This window comes from Arthrobacter sp. Z5-13 (assembly GCF_056499105.1).
The window spans coordinates 522,361-539,979 of sequence record NZ_CP096460.1 but is presented as its reverse complement, the minus strand read 5'-3'; the positions used below and the strand labels follow the sequence as shown (position 1 = coordinate 539,979).

The 17,619-nt window shown below is 60.5% G+C and carries 18 protein-coding genes; 9 read left to right on the top strand and 9 right to left on the bottom strand.

Translation table 11 applies throughout. The features are described from left to right. Positions 1-299 precede the first annotated feature (299 nt). The 4 genes from M1E02_RS02515 to M1E02_RS02500 all read left to right on the top strand — a co-directional run bounded on the left by M1E02_RS02515 (position 300) and on the right by M1E02_RS02500 (position 2,913). Entirely contained in the window at positions 300-794 is a 495-nt protein-coding gene (locus M1E02_RS02515; RefSeq protein ID WP_479376597.1) for a DUF6932 family protein, read from the top strand. Next, positions 791-1,819 (top strand): hypothetical protein, encoded by a 1,029-nt coding sequence (locus M1E02_RS02510; protein ID WP_479376596.1) that lies wholly within the window; start codon positions 791-793, stop codon positions 1,817-1,819. The genes M1E02_RS02515 and M1E02_RS02510 overlap by 4 nt, the downstream gene beginning before the upstream one ends. A 101-nt stretch (positions 1,820-1,920) precedes the next feature. Further along, positions 1,921-2,682 carry a hypothetical protein gene (locus M1E02_RS02505; protein WP_479376595.1) on the top strand — a complete coding sequence of 254 codons (762 nt, stop codon included), beginning with the start codon at positions 1,921-1,923 and terminating at the stop codon, positions 2,680-2,682. Between the two features lie 6 nt (positions 2,683-2,688). Then, positions 2,689-2,913 (top strand): hypothetical protein, encoded by a 225-nt coding sequence (locus tag M1E02_RS02500; protein ID WP_479376594.1) that lies wholly within the window; start codon positions 2,689-2,691, stop codon positions 2,911-2,913. 351 nt (positions 2,914-3,264) lie between these two features. Here the strand turns inward: M1E02_RS02500 and M1E02_RS02495 are convergent, their stop codons facing one another. From M1E02_RS02495 to M1E02_RS02480, 4 genes are read right to left on the bottom strand one after another with little or no spacing between them, the layout of a single operon-like run. Further along, positions 3,265-4,323, bottom strand: a complete 1,059-nt coding sequence (locus M1E02_RS02495) for a sulfate/molybdate ABC transporter ATP-binding protein (protein ID WP_479376593.1) — start codon at positions 4,321-4,323, stop codon at positions 3,265-3,267. Beyond that, a complete protein-coding gene (locus tag M1E02_RS02490; protein WP_479376592.1) occupies positions 4,320-5,204 on the bottom strand; it encodes an ABC transporter permease in 885 nt (294 codons plus the stop codon). The genes M1E02_RS02495 and M1E02_RS02490 overlap by 4 nt, the downstream gene beginning before the upstream one ends. 4 nt (positions 5,205-5,208) lie before the next feature. Further along, a complete protein-coding gene (gene modA / locus M1E02_RS02485) occupies positions 5,209-6,006 on the bottom strand; it encodes a molybdate ABC transporter substrate-binding protein (protein ID WP_479376591.1) in 798 nt (265 codons plus the stop codon). A 20-nt stretch (positions 6,007-6,026) separates the two neighbouring features. After that, positions 6,027-6,437: a TOBE domain-containing protein gene (locus M1E02_RS02480; RefSeq protein WP_479376590.1), complete on the bottom strand. Its 411-nt coding sequence runs from the start codon at positions 6,435-6,437 to the stop codon at positions 6,027-6,029. Positions 6,438-6,549: 112 nt separating this feature from the next. On the opposite strand from M1E02_RS02480, the gene M1E02_RS02475 reads away from it, so the two are divergent. Next, positions 6,550-7,440, top strand: coding sequence for a DUF4031 domain-containing protein (locus M1E02_RS02475; RefSeq protein ID WP_479376589.1), 891 nt, complete (start codon positions 6,550-6,552; stop codon positions 7,438-7,440). Continuing rightward, complete coding sequence (locus M1E02_RS02470; protein ID WP_479376588.1) at positions 7,440-7,799, top strand: hypothetical protein; 360 nt, start codon at positions 7,440-7,442, stop codon at positions 7,797-7,799. The genes M1E02_RS02475 and M1E02_RS02470 overlap by 1 nt, the downstream gene beginning before the upstream one ends. On the opposite strand, the gene M1E02_RS02465 is transcribed toward M1E02_RS02470, so the two are convergent. Further along, positions 7,733-9,232 carry a xylulokinase gene (locus M1E02_RS02465; RefSeq protein ID WP_479376587.1) on the bottom strand — a complete coding sequence of 500 codons (1,500 nt, stop codon included), beginning with the start codon at positions 9,230-9,232 and terminating at the stop codon, positions 7,733-7,735. The genes M1E02_RS02470 and M1E02_RS02465 overlap by 67 nt on opposite strands. 40 nt (positions 9,233-9,272) lie before the next feature. After that, positions 9,273-10,460: a xylose isomerase gene (gene xylA, locus M1E02_RS02460; protein ID WP_479376586.1), complete on the bottom strand. Its 1,188-nt coding sequence runs from the start codon at positions 10,458-10,460 to the stop codon at positions 9,273-9,275. Positions 10,461-10,574: 114 nt separating this feature from the next. On the opposite strand from xylA, the gene M1E02_RS02455 reads away from it, so the two are divergent. After that, positions 10,575-11,786: an ROK family transcriptional regulator gene (locus tag M1E02_RS02455; RefSeq protein WP_479376585.1), complete on the top strand. Its 1,212-nt coding sequence runs from the start codon at positions 10,575-10,577 to the stop codon at positions 11,784-11,786. A gap of 399 nt (positions 11,787-12,185) precedes the next feature. Here the strand turns inward: M1E02_RS02455 and M1E02_RS02450 are convergent, their stop codons facing one another. Then, complete coding sequence (locus M1E02_RS02450; RefSeq protein WP_479376584.1) at positions 12,186-12,566, bottom strand: hypothetical protein; 381 nt, start codon at positions 12,564-12,566, stop codon at positions 12,186-12,188. Positions 12,567-14,173: 1,607 nt separating this feature from the next. On the opposite strand from M1E02_RS02450, the gene M1E02_RS02445 reads away from it, so the two are divergent. Both M1E02_RS02445 and M1E02_RS02440 read left to right on the top strand, forming a co-directional pair. Continuing rightward, positions 14,174-14,893 carry an ABC transporter ATP-binding protein gene (locus M1E02_RS02445; RefSeq protein ID WP_479376583.1) on the top strand — a complete coding sequence of 240 codons (720 nt, stop codon included), beginning with the start codon at positions 14,174-14,176 and terminating at the stop codon, positions 14,891-14,893. 2 nt (positions 14,894-14,895) lie between these two features. Continuing rightward, positions 14,896-16,056, top strand: coding sequence for an ABC transporter permease (locus M1E02_RS02440; RefSeq protein ID WP_479376582.1), 1,161 nt, complete (start codon positions 14,896-14,898; stop codon positions 16,054-16,056). 89 nt (positions 16,057-16,145) lie between these two features. Here M1E02_RS02440 and M1E02_RS02435 read toward each other — a convergent pair whose 3' ends face one another. Continuing rightward, complete coding sequence (locus M1E02_RS02435; protein WP_479376581.1) at positions 16,146-17,195, bottom strand: hypothetical protein; 1,050 nt, start codon at positions 17,193-17,195, stop codon at positions 16,146-16,148. A 26-nt stretch (positions 17,196-17,221) separates the two neighbouring features. Next, positions 17,222-17,617, bottom strand: a complete 396-nt coding sequence (locus M1E02_RS02430; protein ID WP_479376580.1) for a hypothetical protein — start codon at positions 17,615-17,617, stop codon at positions 17,222-17,224. Between the last annotated feature and the right edge of the window lie 2 nt (positions 17,618-17,619).

Below are 17,619 nucleotides of genomic sequence, written 5' to 3'. Positions count from 1 at the left end.
GCTATGTCGATCGGCATCTCGATGACGTTCATTTCTTGATACTTCTGTCACGGCGCGGACAATTTTACTCGCTTCGGCCTCGAAGACGTCGGGGCACGGCACATGGAGTCGGCTAGCTAGGTACAGGCGAGTTGTCCACTGAAATGGATAGTCTGGAGACTGTGAATGTTCCATACGACCTCGAAGACGACTACAACGGCACAATTACAGCTACGCCCGACGAGACAGCAGTAAGAATTGCACGGTCCGCTAAAAAGCGCTTTCAACGAGAAGCCGGCACGAAATCCAAGGGGAAGTAATTGCTACCAGCTCTACAGGGGGAGTACGGGCTGCTGCCGGAATCTGCTACGCCGCACCTGGCAACACTCGAAGAGATCTTCGAACATTTTGTCGCTGGTGCACCCTATGCTGAACGCAGACAGCAACTTTGGGATGTATTTCCCACATACGTTCGCAAGGTGAGGGCGCACCTTCCCTCATGCAGAATCCTTCTGGATGGCGGATTCACGACACACAAACCATGGGAAGCGCCGGATGACATCGATGTGACTGTCGGCGTCGAGCTCGCCCAGTACCGGGCAATGCAGGATTGGGAGAGGGCACTTGTTTTCAACACCGTCTCGGCCAGCGGCAACAAAATTAAGGTAATGGGAGGTGCAGTCGATGCATCCCGGTTCAACATCGCCAATCAGGCAAGTTGGTTGAGCTGGGACGACGACTGGTCCAGTGTTAGAGGACCTGACAGGCTCATCGTGCGCGGTATGAAAAAAGGCTACGTGGAGGTGATGGCGTGACCTATACGCAGCGTCAGCAACTGTTTGCTGATGCCTGGCGCTCCATCGACGGCGATGACGCTCTCGCACGCGATGAACGCATGGACTTGCGATTCCGCGCGATGGACGACCCGCAACTCCTCATCGTCTTGGAGCAGCTAACCGCCCCCACACAGGTCGCCTTGGAACTTCATCTCACGGGTTCGACGATCATTGAGCACTCTGCAGAGGCCTTACCTTTCGGTACATTCGTCGCCCGGTTTGCCGAAGCGGTAAAAGAGGTCGGGAAAAAACTGTCAGGCACCTCCAGTGCCCACACAGGTTTGCTCGCGGAATTTGCGCGCGGCAGCGTTCAAGTCACGTTCACGGTTCCCGAGCCGACGAACCCGCGAAATGAAAAACCTCATGACTCAGTCCCACCTCCAATCTCGACTGATTCTGACGCATTGGCTGTCATCACGGCCATCCTGGCCCAATCCTCTGACGAGTCTCCGGAGTCACCACTAGCCGGGGAAGTCTCAGACCTACCTCCATCCGCCCAGAAGAAGCTTCGGGCAGCGCTCAAGCCAGTCGTTGAGTCTGCCTGGCACATCGAAGGAACACTAAAGCAGCCCGGGGAGAAGAACCAAAAACTGGAACTCACTCGCAGGGGCGCCGCAAAAATCATTGAAGCACTACGTGCCGAAGTCGATTCCACCAAGACAGAGCAGTTCTACGGCAAGATAGACGGGCACAAGCGATCTCTCGGTGCCGCCTGGTTCATACAGCAAGGGCAATCGAAGTCCTTCCCCGTGGGCGTCACAGACAGCGATCTCTATCGCAAGGTCGCCAAGCTTGACGCTGAAGAGGCCCTCGTTGTCGCCATGATAGAAATACGGACCTATTCACCCGAGGCAGGATCCGAAACGGTCAAGACGAGCTACACGCTGCGAGACATCCAAGCAGTCACTCCTCCTCCTGCTCTGCCTGGCATGGAACTGCGAGGACCAGACACGGTGTATGAGAAACCGAGGCTAGAACTACCACCCGGAAACGGCGGACCATAGTGGATCCTCTGCCGTGGTCAGGAAAAGCACTCGGACGCCTTGGAAAATGCCTAAGAGACGGAAATCCAGTCCCGGATAATCATCCCGCCTATGACGACGTCATGCTCTGGTTCAGCGAACTAACAGACTACCTTCATGCCCACATTGAGGGCACCGACTTTTCAGTCGTTAGGCTGGCTACCCCGCCCAATGTTTCCTCGCGGACCAAGACGTTGGACACGCTGAAAGAGAAGCTGGTACGCCTTCCGACGTATACGTTGGGCCGGATCCAAGATATCTGCGGAGTCCGGATCGAATGCGACATGACACTGACCCAACAAATGCGTGTCGCCACCACCATTGCGGAGGCGCTCAAGGATGAAGCCACATGCACCATCAAAGACCTACGGGACGGTGAGCACAGCGGATACCGCGCGGTCCATGTCTGGGTGGACTTCACCCATCTCCGCGGTAAGGCTGAGGTGCAGATCCGGACCAAGCTGCAAGCAAATTGGGCCAACATGTACGAACGCGCCGCCGACCGGTTCGGACGCAAGATTCGCTACGGCGAATACCCAGACTTCGCCTTGGGCCGCGACGTAGTCGAGGGCCTGCAGACCATCTCCCGCGAGAGGATTGTGGGGCTGGAGGAAAGCAAGGAGCGACTCGCGCGCTTAGCTCTGCAATACGCGGAATTGGAGGCCGATCTCGATGACTCACACCTGCCCGCCGAAACCAGGGAGGTGCTGCGCGCAAGAATGGTCAAACTTCGACGAGGCGACGAAGCCTTAATCCAGCAGGTGTATCATCGGGAGCAATCCCTTGCCCAGCAGCTATTGCAGCTAGAAGAGTACTTCACAATCGGTGCCAAGGAAGAAAGGTAGGAAACTATGCCCGGATACGTAATCCAATACCATCGTAAGAACGGTGATTACACCCTTGAAGCCTTCGAAGGTGTCGGGGGAACCCGCGACGCCATGCTGCGTCGCCTTCAGCTCGAAACTGAGCGCACCGACGGAGATATCGAAATCGTCTCCCTGAATGCTCGATCTCTGGACGCCATCAAGATTACCCATTCACGCTACTTCCATGGACGCGAACTTCACCCAGCCTGATCGGTAACGAACGCGATTCATGCAAAGCTCCGGGCAACAGAGACGTTGCCCGGAGCTTTTTGCCTGACAGCCAGTCTCCTCGCCGGCCAAGCCGAGCCTGCTAGTCCAGAAATCCGCGAACAATGACTTCAACCAAACCCTTGCTGTGCGTCGTCCCACGCACGGCGCCACGGGCTGTTGCCTATGTTCACGTCTCAACGGAGCGACGGGATGATCAGCCTTGATCTGCACCTGGCTGCCAATGCATGTTCAATCAGGCAACGGACACAGCCGCAAAGTAACGATTCCTGGATCCAGGCTGCAGAGCCCGGGGCGTGTTGACGCTCCGCCGGGGCTCAGGCACACAAGGAATCAGGCAGGATAGACAGCCACTGCTGCCGCCTTGGTCACGAAGTACACCCGCATTCCCGGCGCCAGTCCGAGGTCCGCGACTGCTGCCGGCGTGATGTCGGCTGCCAGCTCACCGCGGGCCCCGGCACGCACGCGGATCTGGTCACCGTGGGGTTCAAGGTCCGTTACGGTCACCGCCATGGAGTTCCGCGGGCTGCCGTGGGCCTCGCTAAGGAATACCGAAACGGCCGACGGCGGGAAGGCAGCCACGCCGTCCTGCCCGGGTTCCAGGCCGTCGTCGTGCTGGCCTGAAAAGTGCACGCCGTCCGCAGTGGTGATGCCGTCCTCTGTGACGGTTCCGGCCAGGAGGTTCAGCCCGGCCAGCCCGGCCGCGAACCTGCTCCGGGGCCGCTGCAGCACCTGGCGCGTGGGCCCCTCTTCGGTGATCCTGCCGTGCTCCAGGACAATAACGCGGTCAGCCAGCATGAGCGCGTCGAGGACATCGTGCGTGATGATGATGGCGCTCCGGCCGGCGAGTACGTGTTTGAGCAGGCGCCGGAGCAAGGGAGCGGCGTGAATGTCCAGCGCGGCCAGCGGCTCGTCCAGCAGCAGCAGTTCGGGACTGGCCGCCAGAGCCCTTGCTACGGCGACACGCTGCGCCTGCCCGCCGGACAGCTCACCCGGCCGCCTCTGAGCCAGGCCTCCGGCTTCGACGGCGTCCAGCCACTCCTGCGCCGTGGTCCGGGCGGAGGTCCGGCTTGCTCCAGTGCTGCGTGGACCGAAGGCGACATTCTCCAGGGCGCTCAGATGCGGGAAGAGGAGCGGGTCCTGGGCCAGGAGCGCGGTCCCCCGGCGGTGCGGCGCCAGCCAGGTGCGTTCGCCGTCGCGGGCTTCAAAAAGCACCTTGCCGCCCAGCACGGATCTTCCCGAGTCGGGATGGAGCAACCCGGCGATCAGATCCAGCAACGTGGACTTCCCCGCTCCGTTGGGTCCCATAACCGCCACCGTTTCCCCCGGTCCCACGGTGAAAGAGACGTCGAAACTGCGCTCGCTGACAGCGGCGTTGAACGTGAACGTCACCGCAGGCTCCCGCCGGTGACAGCCGCCGTCGGAGTTTCCCTGACCGTCCCGCTGCCGCCGCACCCGCCAAGGAAACCGCGACGACGGTAGGAAAGCCCCACCACCGTGACGGCTACGGCCACAAGGACCAATGAAAGGGCGACGGCGGCATCGGCGTCCGCTTCCCGCTGCAGATATATTTCAAGCGGCAGAGTTCTGGTCACCCCTTCAAGGCTTCCGGCGAAAGTCAGGGTGGCACCGAATTCGCCCAGGCTGCGGGCGAAGGAAAGGACTGCACCCGAAACCAGCCCAGGCAGAACCAGGGGCAGCGTCACCCGGCGAAGCACTGTGGTGGGGCGGGCGCCGAGCGTGGCGGCCACGGCTTCGAACCGGCCGCCAGCTGAACGCAGGGACCCCTCAAGGCTCACCACCAGGAACGGCAACGCCACAAACGTCTGGGCGAGGACCACCGCCGTCGTGGAGAACGCGATCTGCATGCCCAGCACTTCAAGCGTTCCGCCAAGCAGGCCCTGCCTGCCAAACGTATAGAGCAGTGCGATGCCGCCAACTACCGGGGGAAGGACCAGCGGCAACAGGACAAACGCGCGGAGGAGTTGCTGACCGGGAAAGTGCCCCCTCGCAAGGACCAGGGCAAGCGGAACACCGAGGCAGACACACAGCACCGTGCTCGCCGCAGAGGTCCGGAGACTGAGGCCAAGGGCGGCGAGAGAGGATTCGGAGCTGATGAGCGGAATGAACTGTGGCCAGTTGACCCTGGCCAGCATGGCCACGAGCGGCAATATGACCAGCAGCGCCCCTGCGGCTGCTACTGCGTAAACCCATGAAGGTATGCCGCTGTACGCCGCGGAGCGGTTGACCGGGGCCGGCGTTCTGGGGCGCATAAGGCTACTCCCCCTGGGCCTTACCGAAGCCGGCAGCGGACAATACCCGCCGCCCTTCGCTGCCGCTGACCATGGCGATGAACTCGTCCGCCAATTCTGCCCTTCCCGCCGACTTTAAGGCCGCGATCGGGTAGGTGTTCACGGCTGCTGAAGCTTCAGGGAACGGAATGCCTTGGACCCTGCTCCCGGCTGCCCGGACATCGGTCACGTAGACAAGGCCGGCGTCGGCTTCTCCCGAGGCCACCTTGCCCAGCACATCCGTGACCGAGGATTCTTCGCTCACGGGCTTCAGCTCCACTCCGGCGGACTGTGCAACCGCTGAGGCTGCCGCACCGCAGGGAACCTGGGGAGCGCAGACAACGACCTTCACACCGGGTCTGCCGAGGTCGGCAAAGGAATGGACCGACGCCGGGTTGGCAGGCGGTACGGCGATGGCCAGCGTATTGCTGGCGAAGTCCTTGGCACTGCCGTTGACCAGGCCGGCCTCCGCTACCTTGGCCATGTTCCGGGTGTCTGCCGAGGCGAAGACGTCCGCGGGCGCACCCTGGATAATCTGCGTTGCCAGGTCCGAGGAGCCGGCGAAACTGAGGACCACCTTGACTCCCGGATGCTGACTTTCGAAGCTGTCAGCCAGCTCCGTGAAGCTCCCCTTCAGCGAGGCGGCAGCAAAGACCGTGACCGTCCCGGATCCGGACGCGCTGATGTTTCCGCAGCCGGAAAGTCCGACGCTGAGAGCTACAGACAGGCCCGCCGCCCCCAGTCTCACCGCGAGCAGGACCGCCCGTTTGCTGCCCCCGCTCATGCCACGCCTACTGCGCCCGCTCATCCTAGGGACTTGCCCCGAGGCGTCTCGATGATGACGGTGGTGGCCTTGACCACCGCCGTCGCTACGGAGCCCAGTTCCAGCCCAAGTTCCCGGACGGCTTCACTGCTCATCAAGGAGACCACGCGGAAGGGACCGCACTGCAGCTCCACCTGGGCCATGACCTTATCCATCGTGATCCCGGTGACCAGCCCCACAAACCGGTTCCGGGCAGAGCTGCCTACCTTGGTGGGGTCATCGGGAAGCTGGGCCTGGTCCTTCGCGAGCCTCGCCAGCTCCAGCCCATCCACGGCCAGGCGTCCCGTCAGATCCTTCATCGGGGTCAGCGTCCCGTTCTCGGTCCAGCGGCGGACGGTATCGTCGCTGACGCCCAGGAATCGGGCAGCTTCGGCAATGCGGATCATGGGCATGAATTCAGCATAATCCTCAGATGCGGAGTATGGGGCCTGCTTCTTCCGCAAATGTTCTTCCATTCGTAGCGAGCAACTGGGCGGCTCCGCCCCGGCGCACTAGACTTCCTCCATGGCCATCTACTTGGATCCGCCGCTGTGGCCAGCCCACGGAACGCACTTCTCGCACCTCATCTCGGACACTTCCCTTGAGGAGCTCCACGCTTTCACGGCCAAGGCCGGCATTCCGGAGCGGGCGTTCGACGGCGACCACTACGACGTCTCCGAGATCCGCTATGCCGCCTTGGTGGAGGCCGGTGCCATTCCCGTGGAGGCCCGGATCCTGGTCCGCAAACTGCTTGCCAGCGGCCTCCGCATCCCGGCACGATTGCGGAACAAGTCGCTCAAAGTCCCGCTCCTGAACCGGTGGAACAGTGTGATGCCTGGCCATGATGCGCTGTTCCTTGACCTGCTGGACCGGTGGGGTGAAGAGCACCGGAAGTACCACGGGCGCACCCACCTCCTGGCCGTGCTCGAAGCCCTTGATGTGCTGACCGAACCGAAGGAACCACCCCGGACCGTGGTCCTTGCTGCCTGGTTTCACGACGCCGTCTACCACGGGATAGCAGGCCAGGACGAGGAGGATTCGGCAGTCCTGGCTGAGGAGCGCCTCCACAACGCCGGGCTTCCCCCTGCCGAGATAGCGGAAGTGGCGCGGCTGGTACGCATGACAGCTGATCACCGCCCGGAGCAGGGAGACCGCGACGGCGCCCTCCTGTCGGACGCTGACCTTTCAGTTCTCGGCGGCGAACCGGAGGAATATGCCCGGTACGTCAGCGCCGTCCGCCAAGAATACGGACACATCGGTGACGCCGACTTCGCTGCCGGGAGGGCCGCCGTCGTGCGTCACTTACTGCGTCTCGATCCGCTTTTCCACACCCTGCGCGCACGGGAGCTCTGGCTGGAAGCAGCGCGTCGGAACCTCGCCGGCGAGTTATCCGGCCCAAAAGAATCGGGGGAGTAATGCTGGCACCCTATGTTCACGAGGCGGTTCTTGCGATGAGTGGGAACTCCGACGACGACGCCCCGGGCGCCGCTGTGACGCTGGAGTTGTGCGGCAGCCTGGAGCATCCGCCGCCGTGCCCTCTAGCGCCGCATAACAGCAGGGCGGAGCGGATAGACGGAGCCCTGACGGTGCGGGTGGTCTTCGCGACGCAGCCCGAGAACGAAGAGCAGGTGCGCAAAAGGATAGAGAAGGCACTGCGGGCGGGAACGGTCAGCAGGCCGGACGGTACCTCCGCCCACTGGGACTTTCTTCACGGCGCAGCGGCCACGCTTAGCCCCTCCGAGGCTGCCTTGGCCGGGCGTCTCGCGGGGGCCTGACCGCCACTGCTGTCATTGTTCCGGGCCAACAACTGCACGCTGGAAGCCGCGGCCCTGTACTGGTCCAGGACCTCCGGCGTCGGCCCCGCGTTGACCGTGGCGGTGCCCTCCGCGTCCCAGACAGGGAGCCCTCCAAGCAGGACCCCCGCGGCCTGACGGGCAGCGCCGTCGGCCACGTATTCTCCCGGTTCCGGGACTGTCACAGGCAGGCCGAAGACCCCTGCGATGACCTGCTGCAACGCGAGTGACCGCGCGCCGCCGCCCACGAGGATGACCCGGTCCGCCGTGATTCCGAGGTCAGTGAGGGCCTTCAATCCGTCAGCCAAGGAGCAGGCAACGCCTTCGATGGCGGCCCGGGCCACGTTTGCCGGTGTGAAGTTAGCGAGAGTCAGGCCATGGAGAGAGCCTGTGGCACCGGGCAGGTTGGGCGTCCGCTCCCCCTCGAAGTAGGGCACCATTGTCAGGCCGCCGGCCCCGGCGGGCGCAGTCAGCGCAAGCCGGGAAAGCTCCGCCAAATCCACAGACAGCACGGCAGCCGTGGCATCGAAGACCCGCGAGGCGTTGAGGGTACAGACCAGGGGAAGGTAGGCCCCTGTTCCGTCCGCGAAGCCGGCCACCAGCCCTCGCGGGTCCGCGGACGGCTGGTTGGCGATGGCAAAAACTGTTCCCGATGTCCCCACCGACACCACAACATCGCCCAATCGGGCGTTCACTCCGAGCGCGGCTCCGGCATTGTCACCGGCGCCCGCGCCAATCAGAATGCCCGACGGCGTTTTGAGCTCTGCATCCAGCGGACCGAGCACCTCCGGAAGCACCGGGACGTGACCCAAAGTCCGCTCGAGGACCTCGGGAAGGTACGCGCCGGTGGCCGGGGACCAGTAGCCGGTGCCGGACGCATCGGACCGGTCTGTCCGCAGGGCAGCAAGTCCCTCCGCACCGCTTCCGGGCCCGAACCCGGCAAGGCGCCAGCTCAACCAGTCATGCGGCAGGCAGACGGCAGCAGTGCGGGCGGCGTTCCCCGGCTCATGCTGGGACAGCCACAACAGCTTGGTGGCCGTGAGCGACGCCACCGGGACCGTCCCGGTGGCGTTCGCCCAGTAACCAGCACCCTCAGGCGCCTCACTGATCAGGAGCTCAGCCGCGGCTGCCGAGCGTGTGTCATTCCACAGCAGTGCCGGCCGGACTATTGCGCCATCGGCATCAAGGCAGACCATCCCGTGCTGCTGCCCTGCGACCGAAACAGCTGAAACATCGTCCAGGCCGCCGCCTGCCTCAATGGCCTCCTGGAGCGCACTCCACCAGGCTTCCGGGTCCACTTCCGTTCCTTCCGGATGCCGGGCCTGCCCCTGGCGCACCAGAACTCCCGTTTCGACATCACGGATGACCATCTTGCAGGACTGGGTGGAGCTATCAATTCCGGCTACCAAGGGCATTGCTGGGCTCTTTCAGAGGAGGGCTAGTGAAGCGGATTGTTCAGCGGGCGCCGAGGAGGTGCTCGATGGCCAGCTGGTTGAGCCGGACAAAGGCGAAGGAGCGCTCGGCGGCCTTGTCGGCGTCGAACTCTGCAAAGGCAGAAGGGTCGGCCAGCAGATCTGCTGCGGTCTCGCCAGCGGCCAGCGTCGGTTCCCCGAGCTCGAACACACCGGAGGTCTTCAGGGCTTCCTGGACCTCTGCGTCGGCACGGAAGGCGAGAGCGCGTTCCTTGAGCAGCAGGTACATGGCCATATTTGCCTTGGCCGATTCCCAGACTCCGTCGTACCCGTCGGTGCGGGAGGGCTTGTAGTCGAAGTGGCGGGGGCCGTCGTACTTTGGCCCGCCGTTGGGGAAGCCGTTCTCCAGCAGGTCCACGGTGAAGAACGCGCTGGTGAGATCGCCATGGCCGAAGACGAGGTCCTGATCGTACTTGATGCCGCGCTGGCCGTTGAGGTCGATGTGGAAAAGCTTCCCGGCCCACAGCGCCTGAGCGATGCCGTGGGTGAAGTTCAGGCCCGCCATCTGCTCGTGGCCGGTCTCCGGGTTGAGGCCAACAATGTCGCCGTGTTCGAGCTGCGCAATGAAGGCGAGCCCATGGCCAACGGTGGGGAGGAAGATGTCACCGCGGGGCTCGTTGGGCTTGGGCTCCAGCGCGATCCGCAGCCCGTAGCCCTTCTCCTTGATGTAGCCGGCGGCCGTATCCACGCCTTCCTTCATGCGGTCCAGGGCTGCTGAGAGGTCCTTGGAGCCGTCGTACTCGCTGCCTTCACGCCCGCCCCACATCACGAACGTCTCTGCGCCCATCTCGGCGGCGAGGTCAATGTTGGCGAGCACCTTGCTGAGGGCAAACCTGCGTACTGAGCGGTCATTTGACGTGAAGCCGCCGTCCTTGAACACCGGGTGGCTGAACAGGTTGGTGGTCATCATGGGGACCTTCAGGCCCGTCTCGGCCAAGGCTGCCCGGAAGTTCTTCAGGATCAGCTCGCGCTCTGAGGCGCTGGCATCAAACGGGATCAGGTCATTGTCGTGGAATGTGATGCCGTAGGCGCCGGCGTCGCTGAGGCGGTGGACTGCCTCCACGGGGTCCAAAGCGGCGCGAGTGGGCGTGCCGAAGGGGTCTGCGCCGGTCCAGCCGACCGTCCAAAGTCCGAAGGTAAAGCGGTCCTCAGGTGTGGGATGTGTTGACAATTCAGGCACCTCGTTGGGCTTGTAGGAGAAAAAACAACAATTAGTTTTCGTTCTGAACTATAAGTGGCATGATCAACTGAGGTCAATGACCCGCTGAGAATTTCTAGGAGTGAAATGTCCGCTGCACGCCCGGAGGAGAGACCCACGCCCGGCCGCGTGGGAGACGTGCGCAAGCAGAACCTCGCCCTGGTGCTGCGGAACGTCCACACAGGCGTCCCAACAACCAGGGCCCAACTGGCAGTCGAAACGGGCCTGACTAAGGCTTCTGTTTCCAGCCTCGTGGCCGATCTCCTCGACGCCGGACTGCTGACTGAGGTGGGAATCACCCGCGACGGCGAGAGGGGAAGGCCCGGAGTGGGGCTGGCGCTCAATCCTTTGCGTGGGGCGCTGGGGGCTGAAGTGAACGTCGACTACCTGGGAGTCGGCGTTGTCGATCTCAACGGCAATCTCCATTTCCAGGAAACAGTGGAGCGTCACAACAGCGGAAGCAGCCCGGAGGAAGTCCTTGGGGAATTGCGAGTGATGACCAAGCGCGCTGCTGATGCCGCCTCGGATGCCGGCATTCTCCTCCTTGGCGGAGGGCTGGCCGTTCCTGGCCTCGTTGACCCGGACAGGGATTTAGTGGCCACCGCCCCAAACCTGGGATGGTCCGGCGTCGAACTTTCCGGAGAGCTTGAAGCCCTGCTTCCCCGTAAGGCCTTTGGGGTCACACTTTCCAACGAGGCCAACAGTGCCGCCCTGGCCGAGCTTTGGTACGGGCAGGGAGGATCCTTCCGCGCGTACCTCTATATTTCCGGTGAAGTAGGCGTCGGTGGTGGCCTCATCATCGATTCACAGCTTTTCACCGGACCAGCCGGTCATGCCGGCGAAATCGGGCACACCGTGGTCCACCCGCAAGGACCAAAGTGCACCTGCGGCGGCCACGGCTGCCTGGAAACATTCGCAGGCCAGGAAGCCATCTTCTCGGCCTCCGGCATCGGCGATGGGCCCACCGGACAGCGGATGGCTTTGCTTCTGGCTGCTCTGGCAACCGGGGACGCCAAGGCCTTAGCGGCAGTCGACGAGGCTGGCTACTATCTGGGAGTGGCGACAGCCACCAGCGCCAGGATCATGAACGTGGCCGCTGTGGTGCTGGGCGGCCATTTTGCCGTGCTCGAGGAGTGGATCCGGCCGGCCCTGCAGCGAAGCCTGGGCGAGTTTGCCCCCGGCGTGGTGGCTGCGGACGCCGTCGCGTTTTCCTCGCTGCGGCAGACTGCCGCACTGATGGGCGCAGCGGGAAGCTGCCTCCGCAGGATTCTGGCAAACCCGCAGGAGCTTGTCCCGTAGACCTGCACTTTCACCGTTTGAAGCCTCCGCAGACTTCACCCAGGAGTGCTGGCAGGCCAACGAAGTCATCGCCGCCTCACCATTTGACTCGTTCTACAGCTTCCCATGACGTCCCCGAAGACCTGCAGGATGCCTTCCAGGTCGACTTCATTGAGGGCCCATCACGGCAGCGACACGACATGACTTCCCCAACCGGCGGCATCTAGACCAGGCCATTCCCCGTCTGTCTGCGCGGCCTCATCAGGAAGTATCGGAGCATTTGAAAGAACGGCCTTAGGATTCGGATGGGCAACGGCCTTCACGGAGAAAACGCCGCGACCCGGACCCGCCAGTTAAGGACGGATTCCAGGCCGCGGCGCATTGAGCGTAGCGTTTTCCCTAAAAGGAGCTTTTACCCAACTAAAGTGAAAACTGTGAACAGGCGGAAGTGAATTCCTTCTTAAGGCCGGAAGGATCACCCAACTTTGCAGGAGTTACAACAGTCTTTATCCAACCTTTTTCGGGGTCTTGCATGTGGGCTTTATACCAAGGGAGGTTAGGAAATTTCTCGATCATGTTTAATGACTTGACCTGTCCTTCGTCATCCGACTTCTCGAAGGCCACTAAATAGGATTTTTCCCACGCGCACAACCAGTAGAAAGCCACTTCACCTTCTGCAACGCCCTCTTCGTACTGCGTGTCAGCTTTCTTGAGTGACTCAGGGGTACCTTGAAACCAGTCGACACCGGACGGGAGAGGTTCCGTAAACGCACTGATAGCGCTCCTAACTTCTTCGTCCATCTCGCTTGCCTCGTGCAGGACAGGACCGCTGGCCGCATCTCCCCCCTTTGCAGTGGGACTACCTGCACTACCTGAGCACCCCGAGAGCGTCAAGCAGGCCGCCGTTGCTATAAGTGCAAGCTGCAGCCTGAGACCGGGCCCCGACCTGTTGCCGAACATTTTGCTCCTAAACGCTTTAGAGGTAGAGAGTCCCATTGAAGTACTTACTGGTGACTCCGCAACCAGCGCCAAGCCCCGAGGAATTCATTGCATACGAGCCAGTAACCAACTGCGTCCCAGTGCCGCCCACGACTAGGAAGCTCGAAAAGTTTGACGCTCCGTAGTACTCCTTGGCTTGGGTGTACTGAACCCCATTCTGGTAACGCAGTGCGACCCGAGTCCAGCCACCACAGCTATTCATGGCGTTCATACGCCATTGAGCCTCACCTCCGCCATGCCAACGCCAGGTAGCGTGCTGGACGACGCTTCCATTCATGCTTGTGTAACCGGTGACGTCATGAAAAGTGTCTGCAGCCTGAGCTGGGATATTGGCGCCTACAAGCATCAACAGGGACAGGGCCGCTGCGATGCCAGCACGCTTAAGTGTTCGAAACATGTATTCCCCTAATTTTTAGTGACAAAGTAGTCATAATGTGTAATGAGGCAATGGTGGAGGCACATCAAGTCGGTTTAGAAACTGATATCGTGAGAACCATACACTCGGCGAGGTAGTGGCGCAAAAGCCCTCCAATGAGTCAGCGCTGGACAGGAAGAGCCTGAGTTAGCGTCAGTGGATAGTGGACGAGTTGGATCAGGAGTGGACATGCGGCGGCGCATTGGCTTTTTGGGGCTTTTAGCCTTTGTTGTGGTGTGCGCCGGGGGCTGCAACTCCTCCAGTGAAGCCACCACACCGGTTGCCATAGACGCTGTCGGCGGGGGCATTCAAACAGCCACCGTGACCCGCGGAAGCCTGACGCCGGTCCTGGCGCTGGATTCTGCTGTCGGCAGTTCGGTCGAGTACGAAATTACCTCCCCCACAGACGGCCGTTTGGTTCGTGGGCCAGAAGGCTTAACGGTCGTGGACGTGCTGGGAAAGGCTCATCAAATTCCCTTGCATGAACTCGATACCGAGGTGAAATACCTCGTTCCAGACGGAGCCCCCGTTTCTCGCGGTCTCCCAATTGCTAGGTCTGTTTACGCAGGTTTTGTGATGGGAAGCGACGTCGGAGGCGCTGATCTTTTACGCATGCAGTCACCGCCGGAATCGGCTCGTGCACAAATCAGTGGTGGAGCTGCTCCCTTCCCCTGCAAACTCTTGGACATGGTTCCCACGCCCTCTGCTGAACCTTCACTCAGACGCCTTTACTGCGTCGTCCCCCGTGAGCAACCGGCTATAGGTGGGCTGACAGGAGTTCTGGCTCTGCGTTTCCCCACTGTTCAAAACGCCTTGCTACTTCCAATTGAAGCGGTTGGAGGCACAGTAGCCGACGGAAGCGTCAGGATCCAGGAGACTACAACGTCCTCACTCCGTTCAGTTCGCTTAGGACCGTCGGACGGAATTCACGTCGTCATCTCGGAGGGCCTGGAAGAGGGTGACGTGGTCCTCCTCCCCAGCCCGTCGTTGCTTGATGACTGAACAATGGAACATTCTGGACATCGTAGACGCCAAGAAGCTGTTACCTGATGGCAAGATCCTCTTTGAGAAGGTGAGCATGTCCCTGGCTGCCGGGGAATCTCTGTCTCTCCTTGGCAAATCCGGCTCGGGGAAGAGCACCTTACTCTCTGTACTTGGCCTTTTGGATACGTTCGATTCAGGAAAGCACCTCTACAGGGGAAGTGCTGTCGCCAACCTGAGCCATAGGCAGCTAGACCATCAAAGAGGTAACGAAATCGGCTTCGTTTTCCAGCGGTTCTCCCTCATCTCACATCTCTCCGTAATCGAGAATGTGATGGTCCCGCTCAGGCACAGTGGACGAGGAGGAGTTCAGTCAATGCGTAGCGCGGCCATGCAAACTCTCGAGCGCGTCCAGATGCACCGCATGGCCATGAAGAAGCCCCGGCAGCTCTCTGGCGGTGAACAACAACGCGTTGCCATTGCTAGAGCAATGGTCATGAATCCGAGACTCATCCTTGCGGATGAGCCCACGGGATCCCTGGATGAAGAGATCGGAAGCTCGGTGATGGAACTGCTTCTTGAACTGGGAACTGCAGAGGGTTCGGGAATTGTCGTGGTCACTCATGACATCAATATCGCCGCGAGAACGCATCGTATGGCCCACATGAAGGACGGCACACTGATCGAGGGATTTGCGCCTCAGTCTCTCCCCAATGGCTGGGGAAATCGTTGAGGATGATCGCCATCGCCTGGCAAGGCGTCCGTGGTTTCCCTGTTCGAACAGTATTGACGACGTTAGGGCTCATGGTCGGAATAGTCGGACTTGTATCGGTCTTTTCTGCCTCTGAAACAATAGTCGCGACTGTCAAGCAAAAAGCGATCTTGACCGGGGGCCAAGCCTCTACTTTCGATATCTCTGGCCTCCGAGGAAAAGGAGGTCTGGAGCGGAGTGGTGTGCTCTTGGCCCAGCTCGGAAGCAGCTTTTCCTCTAACGTGCGCGGGAGCCGGCTGGCCAGTTCATCCGCAACAAAGCTTGAGCTGGGAAGTAAGCCATTCGACGCAGACCTGATATTCACAGAACCGTATCTCCGAGAACTACGTAGTTTCCCGATCGTCGCCGGACAGTGGATCGATGATGAGCAGCCAGGAATGGTTCTTGTGTTGAATGAGGCGGCGTTCGAAGCGAGCCAGGTGACCGAGAACGAACAGCTCAGAGTGAGCGTGGAGAGAAACGCGCAGAAGATCCCTGTCACAGTCACAGGAGTCATCAATGATGGCAGCTCCCGTCCTTCTGCTTACGCCAACATCAATCACCTTCCCGGCCTGATGGTAAACCAAGAGAACCTCATCAGCATTTCTCTGGAGTTGTCTTCGCCAGAGCTGACCAGCAATGTGATTACCGCCCGCTTAAGCGAATTGGACAATCTATCGGGAACAACAACATCGTGGCAGGTGAATAGAAGGGACACAGTTGAACAGCTGTCCTCCGAAGTCTTCGCGACGCGATCCAGCTTCCTCATCGTGGGGATACTAGGCCTTCTATCCACGGCGCTTGCTGTAGCTAACGTTGGATTGAGTGCACTTCGGGAAAGGTCAGCTGAACTTTCGCTTCGACGCGCTTTAGGGGGAAGCCGGTGGCAGATTCCCGGCCTAATGATCTTGGAATCGCAAATAATTGCCTTGCTCGCCGGAGCGCTGGCCGTGCCTGTTTCCTACCTTATCTACCCTGTTGTTGCGGCACAATTTGGGGCACCATTTGGGGTAGGAAGCCCTCCCTACCCTTGGACGTCAGCATTTATGGGCCTGGGCTTGGGAATGATGACAGCCTTGTTAGGGAGCGGGGCACCAGCCATACGTGCCCTCAATACCCCCATCTCATCAATGATGCGCGAGTAGCTAGTTTTGGACATTCACTGAAAAAACTCGGGTAGGACCAGTGGAGTGGCCGGGGTTACAGCCGCGTCCCACCTATAAGTTTTCTCCCATCATGATCTGACCGGAAACTGCACGAGAGGAAACTGCTCCCTCGTTTTTTTTGTATTCCCACTGTCGGTTCTGGTTAGAGATTCAAATCCAGTGGTTCGCTGCCCGACTGAGGCTGGGGCAGCATCCATCGCTACTGTGGGCGCTTGAAGAGTAGGGAATTCACCATGCGGCTGTGCGAAGTCTGCTGTGAGTTGAAGGGTTACCCGCTGGCCCACTTCCAGACCTGACGGTAGTGGCCAGGAGATCCCGATCAGTTGGCCACTCGAATAGTTTTTACCAAAAATCGTGTTATCCGACAGGTTCCGCAGTGACAGATTTTTGAAGAGCGTTCGGTCAAGCTGTATTCGTAGAAGAGTTCCAGAAGGGATTGCGTTCGGTCCGGCTGAGCGGATGGTCACGAAGTCAGGTCGCCACGTATGATAATCCTTACCCCAAATGGCTGGTACCCATGACGCGCCTAGCAATACTCCCCATACGCTGCTGTTCAACGTTGACTGCGGGATAAGCACAGGCTCTGCGCTCATGACGCCGCGCACGCTCTGGACCTCGATGGCCGTCGGTAGCGGCCCGGTGACAATGTCGTTGGGGTATTGACGTGTGCGCCCCGATCCCAAGCGCAGTGAATACTGAGTTCCGGACTGCAGATTTTCATCTATCCTGAGGGTCCGCTGCATGCGGCCGTCTTCTCGCAGGAGGGCGTCACCAAGTGCTTGTGACTTGATCACACGTTTACCATGAAGCAAGACCGGCGACTCAGACTGGTACAACCGATCATCCCAAAGGACCACAATCGTAGATCCGGCAGGAAGGGCATTCCCTTCGACTGACAACCCTCCTCCTAACAGCCTCGGTGTCGCCAGAACCTGTCCTTCAGGCATGGGAACGTAAAACTGCTCTGGCTCTGCCTGCAATCTCAACGTAGTTCCGGCATCAGTGGCTTGCGCCTGCTCAGCAGTTATCAGTGCCAGCGTCGTTGCGGCAAGTCCGCCGAGAGCCGCCGAGAGAACCGTTCGTCGAGCAATTCTGCTTAGTCCGGTTGTAGTTTGCATTGTGTTTAGCATGATTTTCCTTGCAGTCAGTTAGACGCGGGAGCGGTCAAAAAAGGGACGATGATAGGCTGCCAAGTCGCGTATTGCACGATGGCAAGGATGACATACAGGGAAACGGGAAGAACTATGCGAAGCCAGAGCCGCATCCGGCTGCCGATGACTGCGGCTACGCCCATAGCGAGAGCAGCAATGAGGACAGGTGCGGCCAAAAGCACTTCTTGATAAGGCTGGGGCCAGCATGTGGCATAGACACACGACATCGACGGGTTCAAGAATTCAGGTCCAGATACGAAGGGCAGAAATGCCAGAACAAGGACAGTGAGAATCACGGCACCGGTCAACTGCACGAAGTCGGTTCGGTAGTGACTCCACGAGTTCGGCGTGAACCACAGGGCCAATCCTGCCGTGACGACCAAGGTCATGA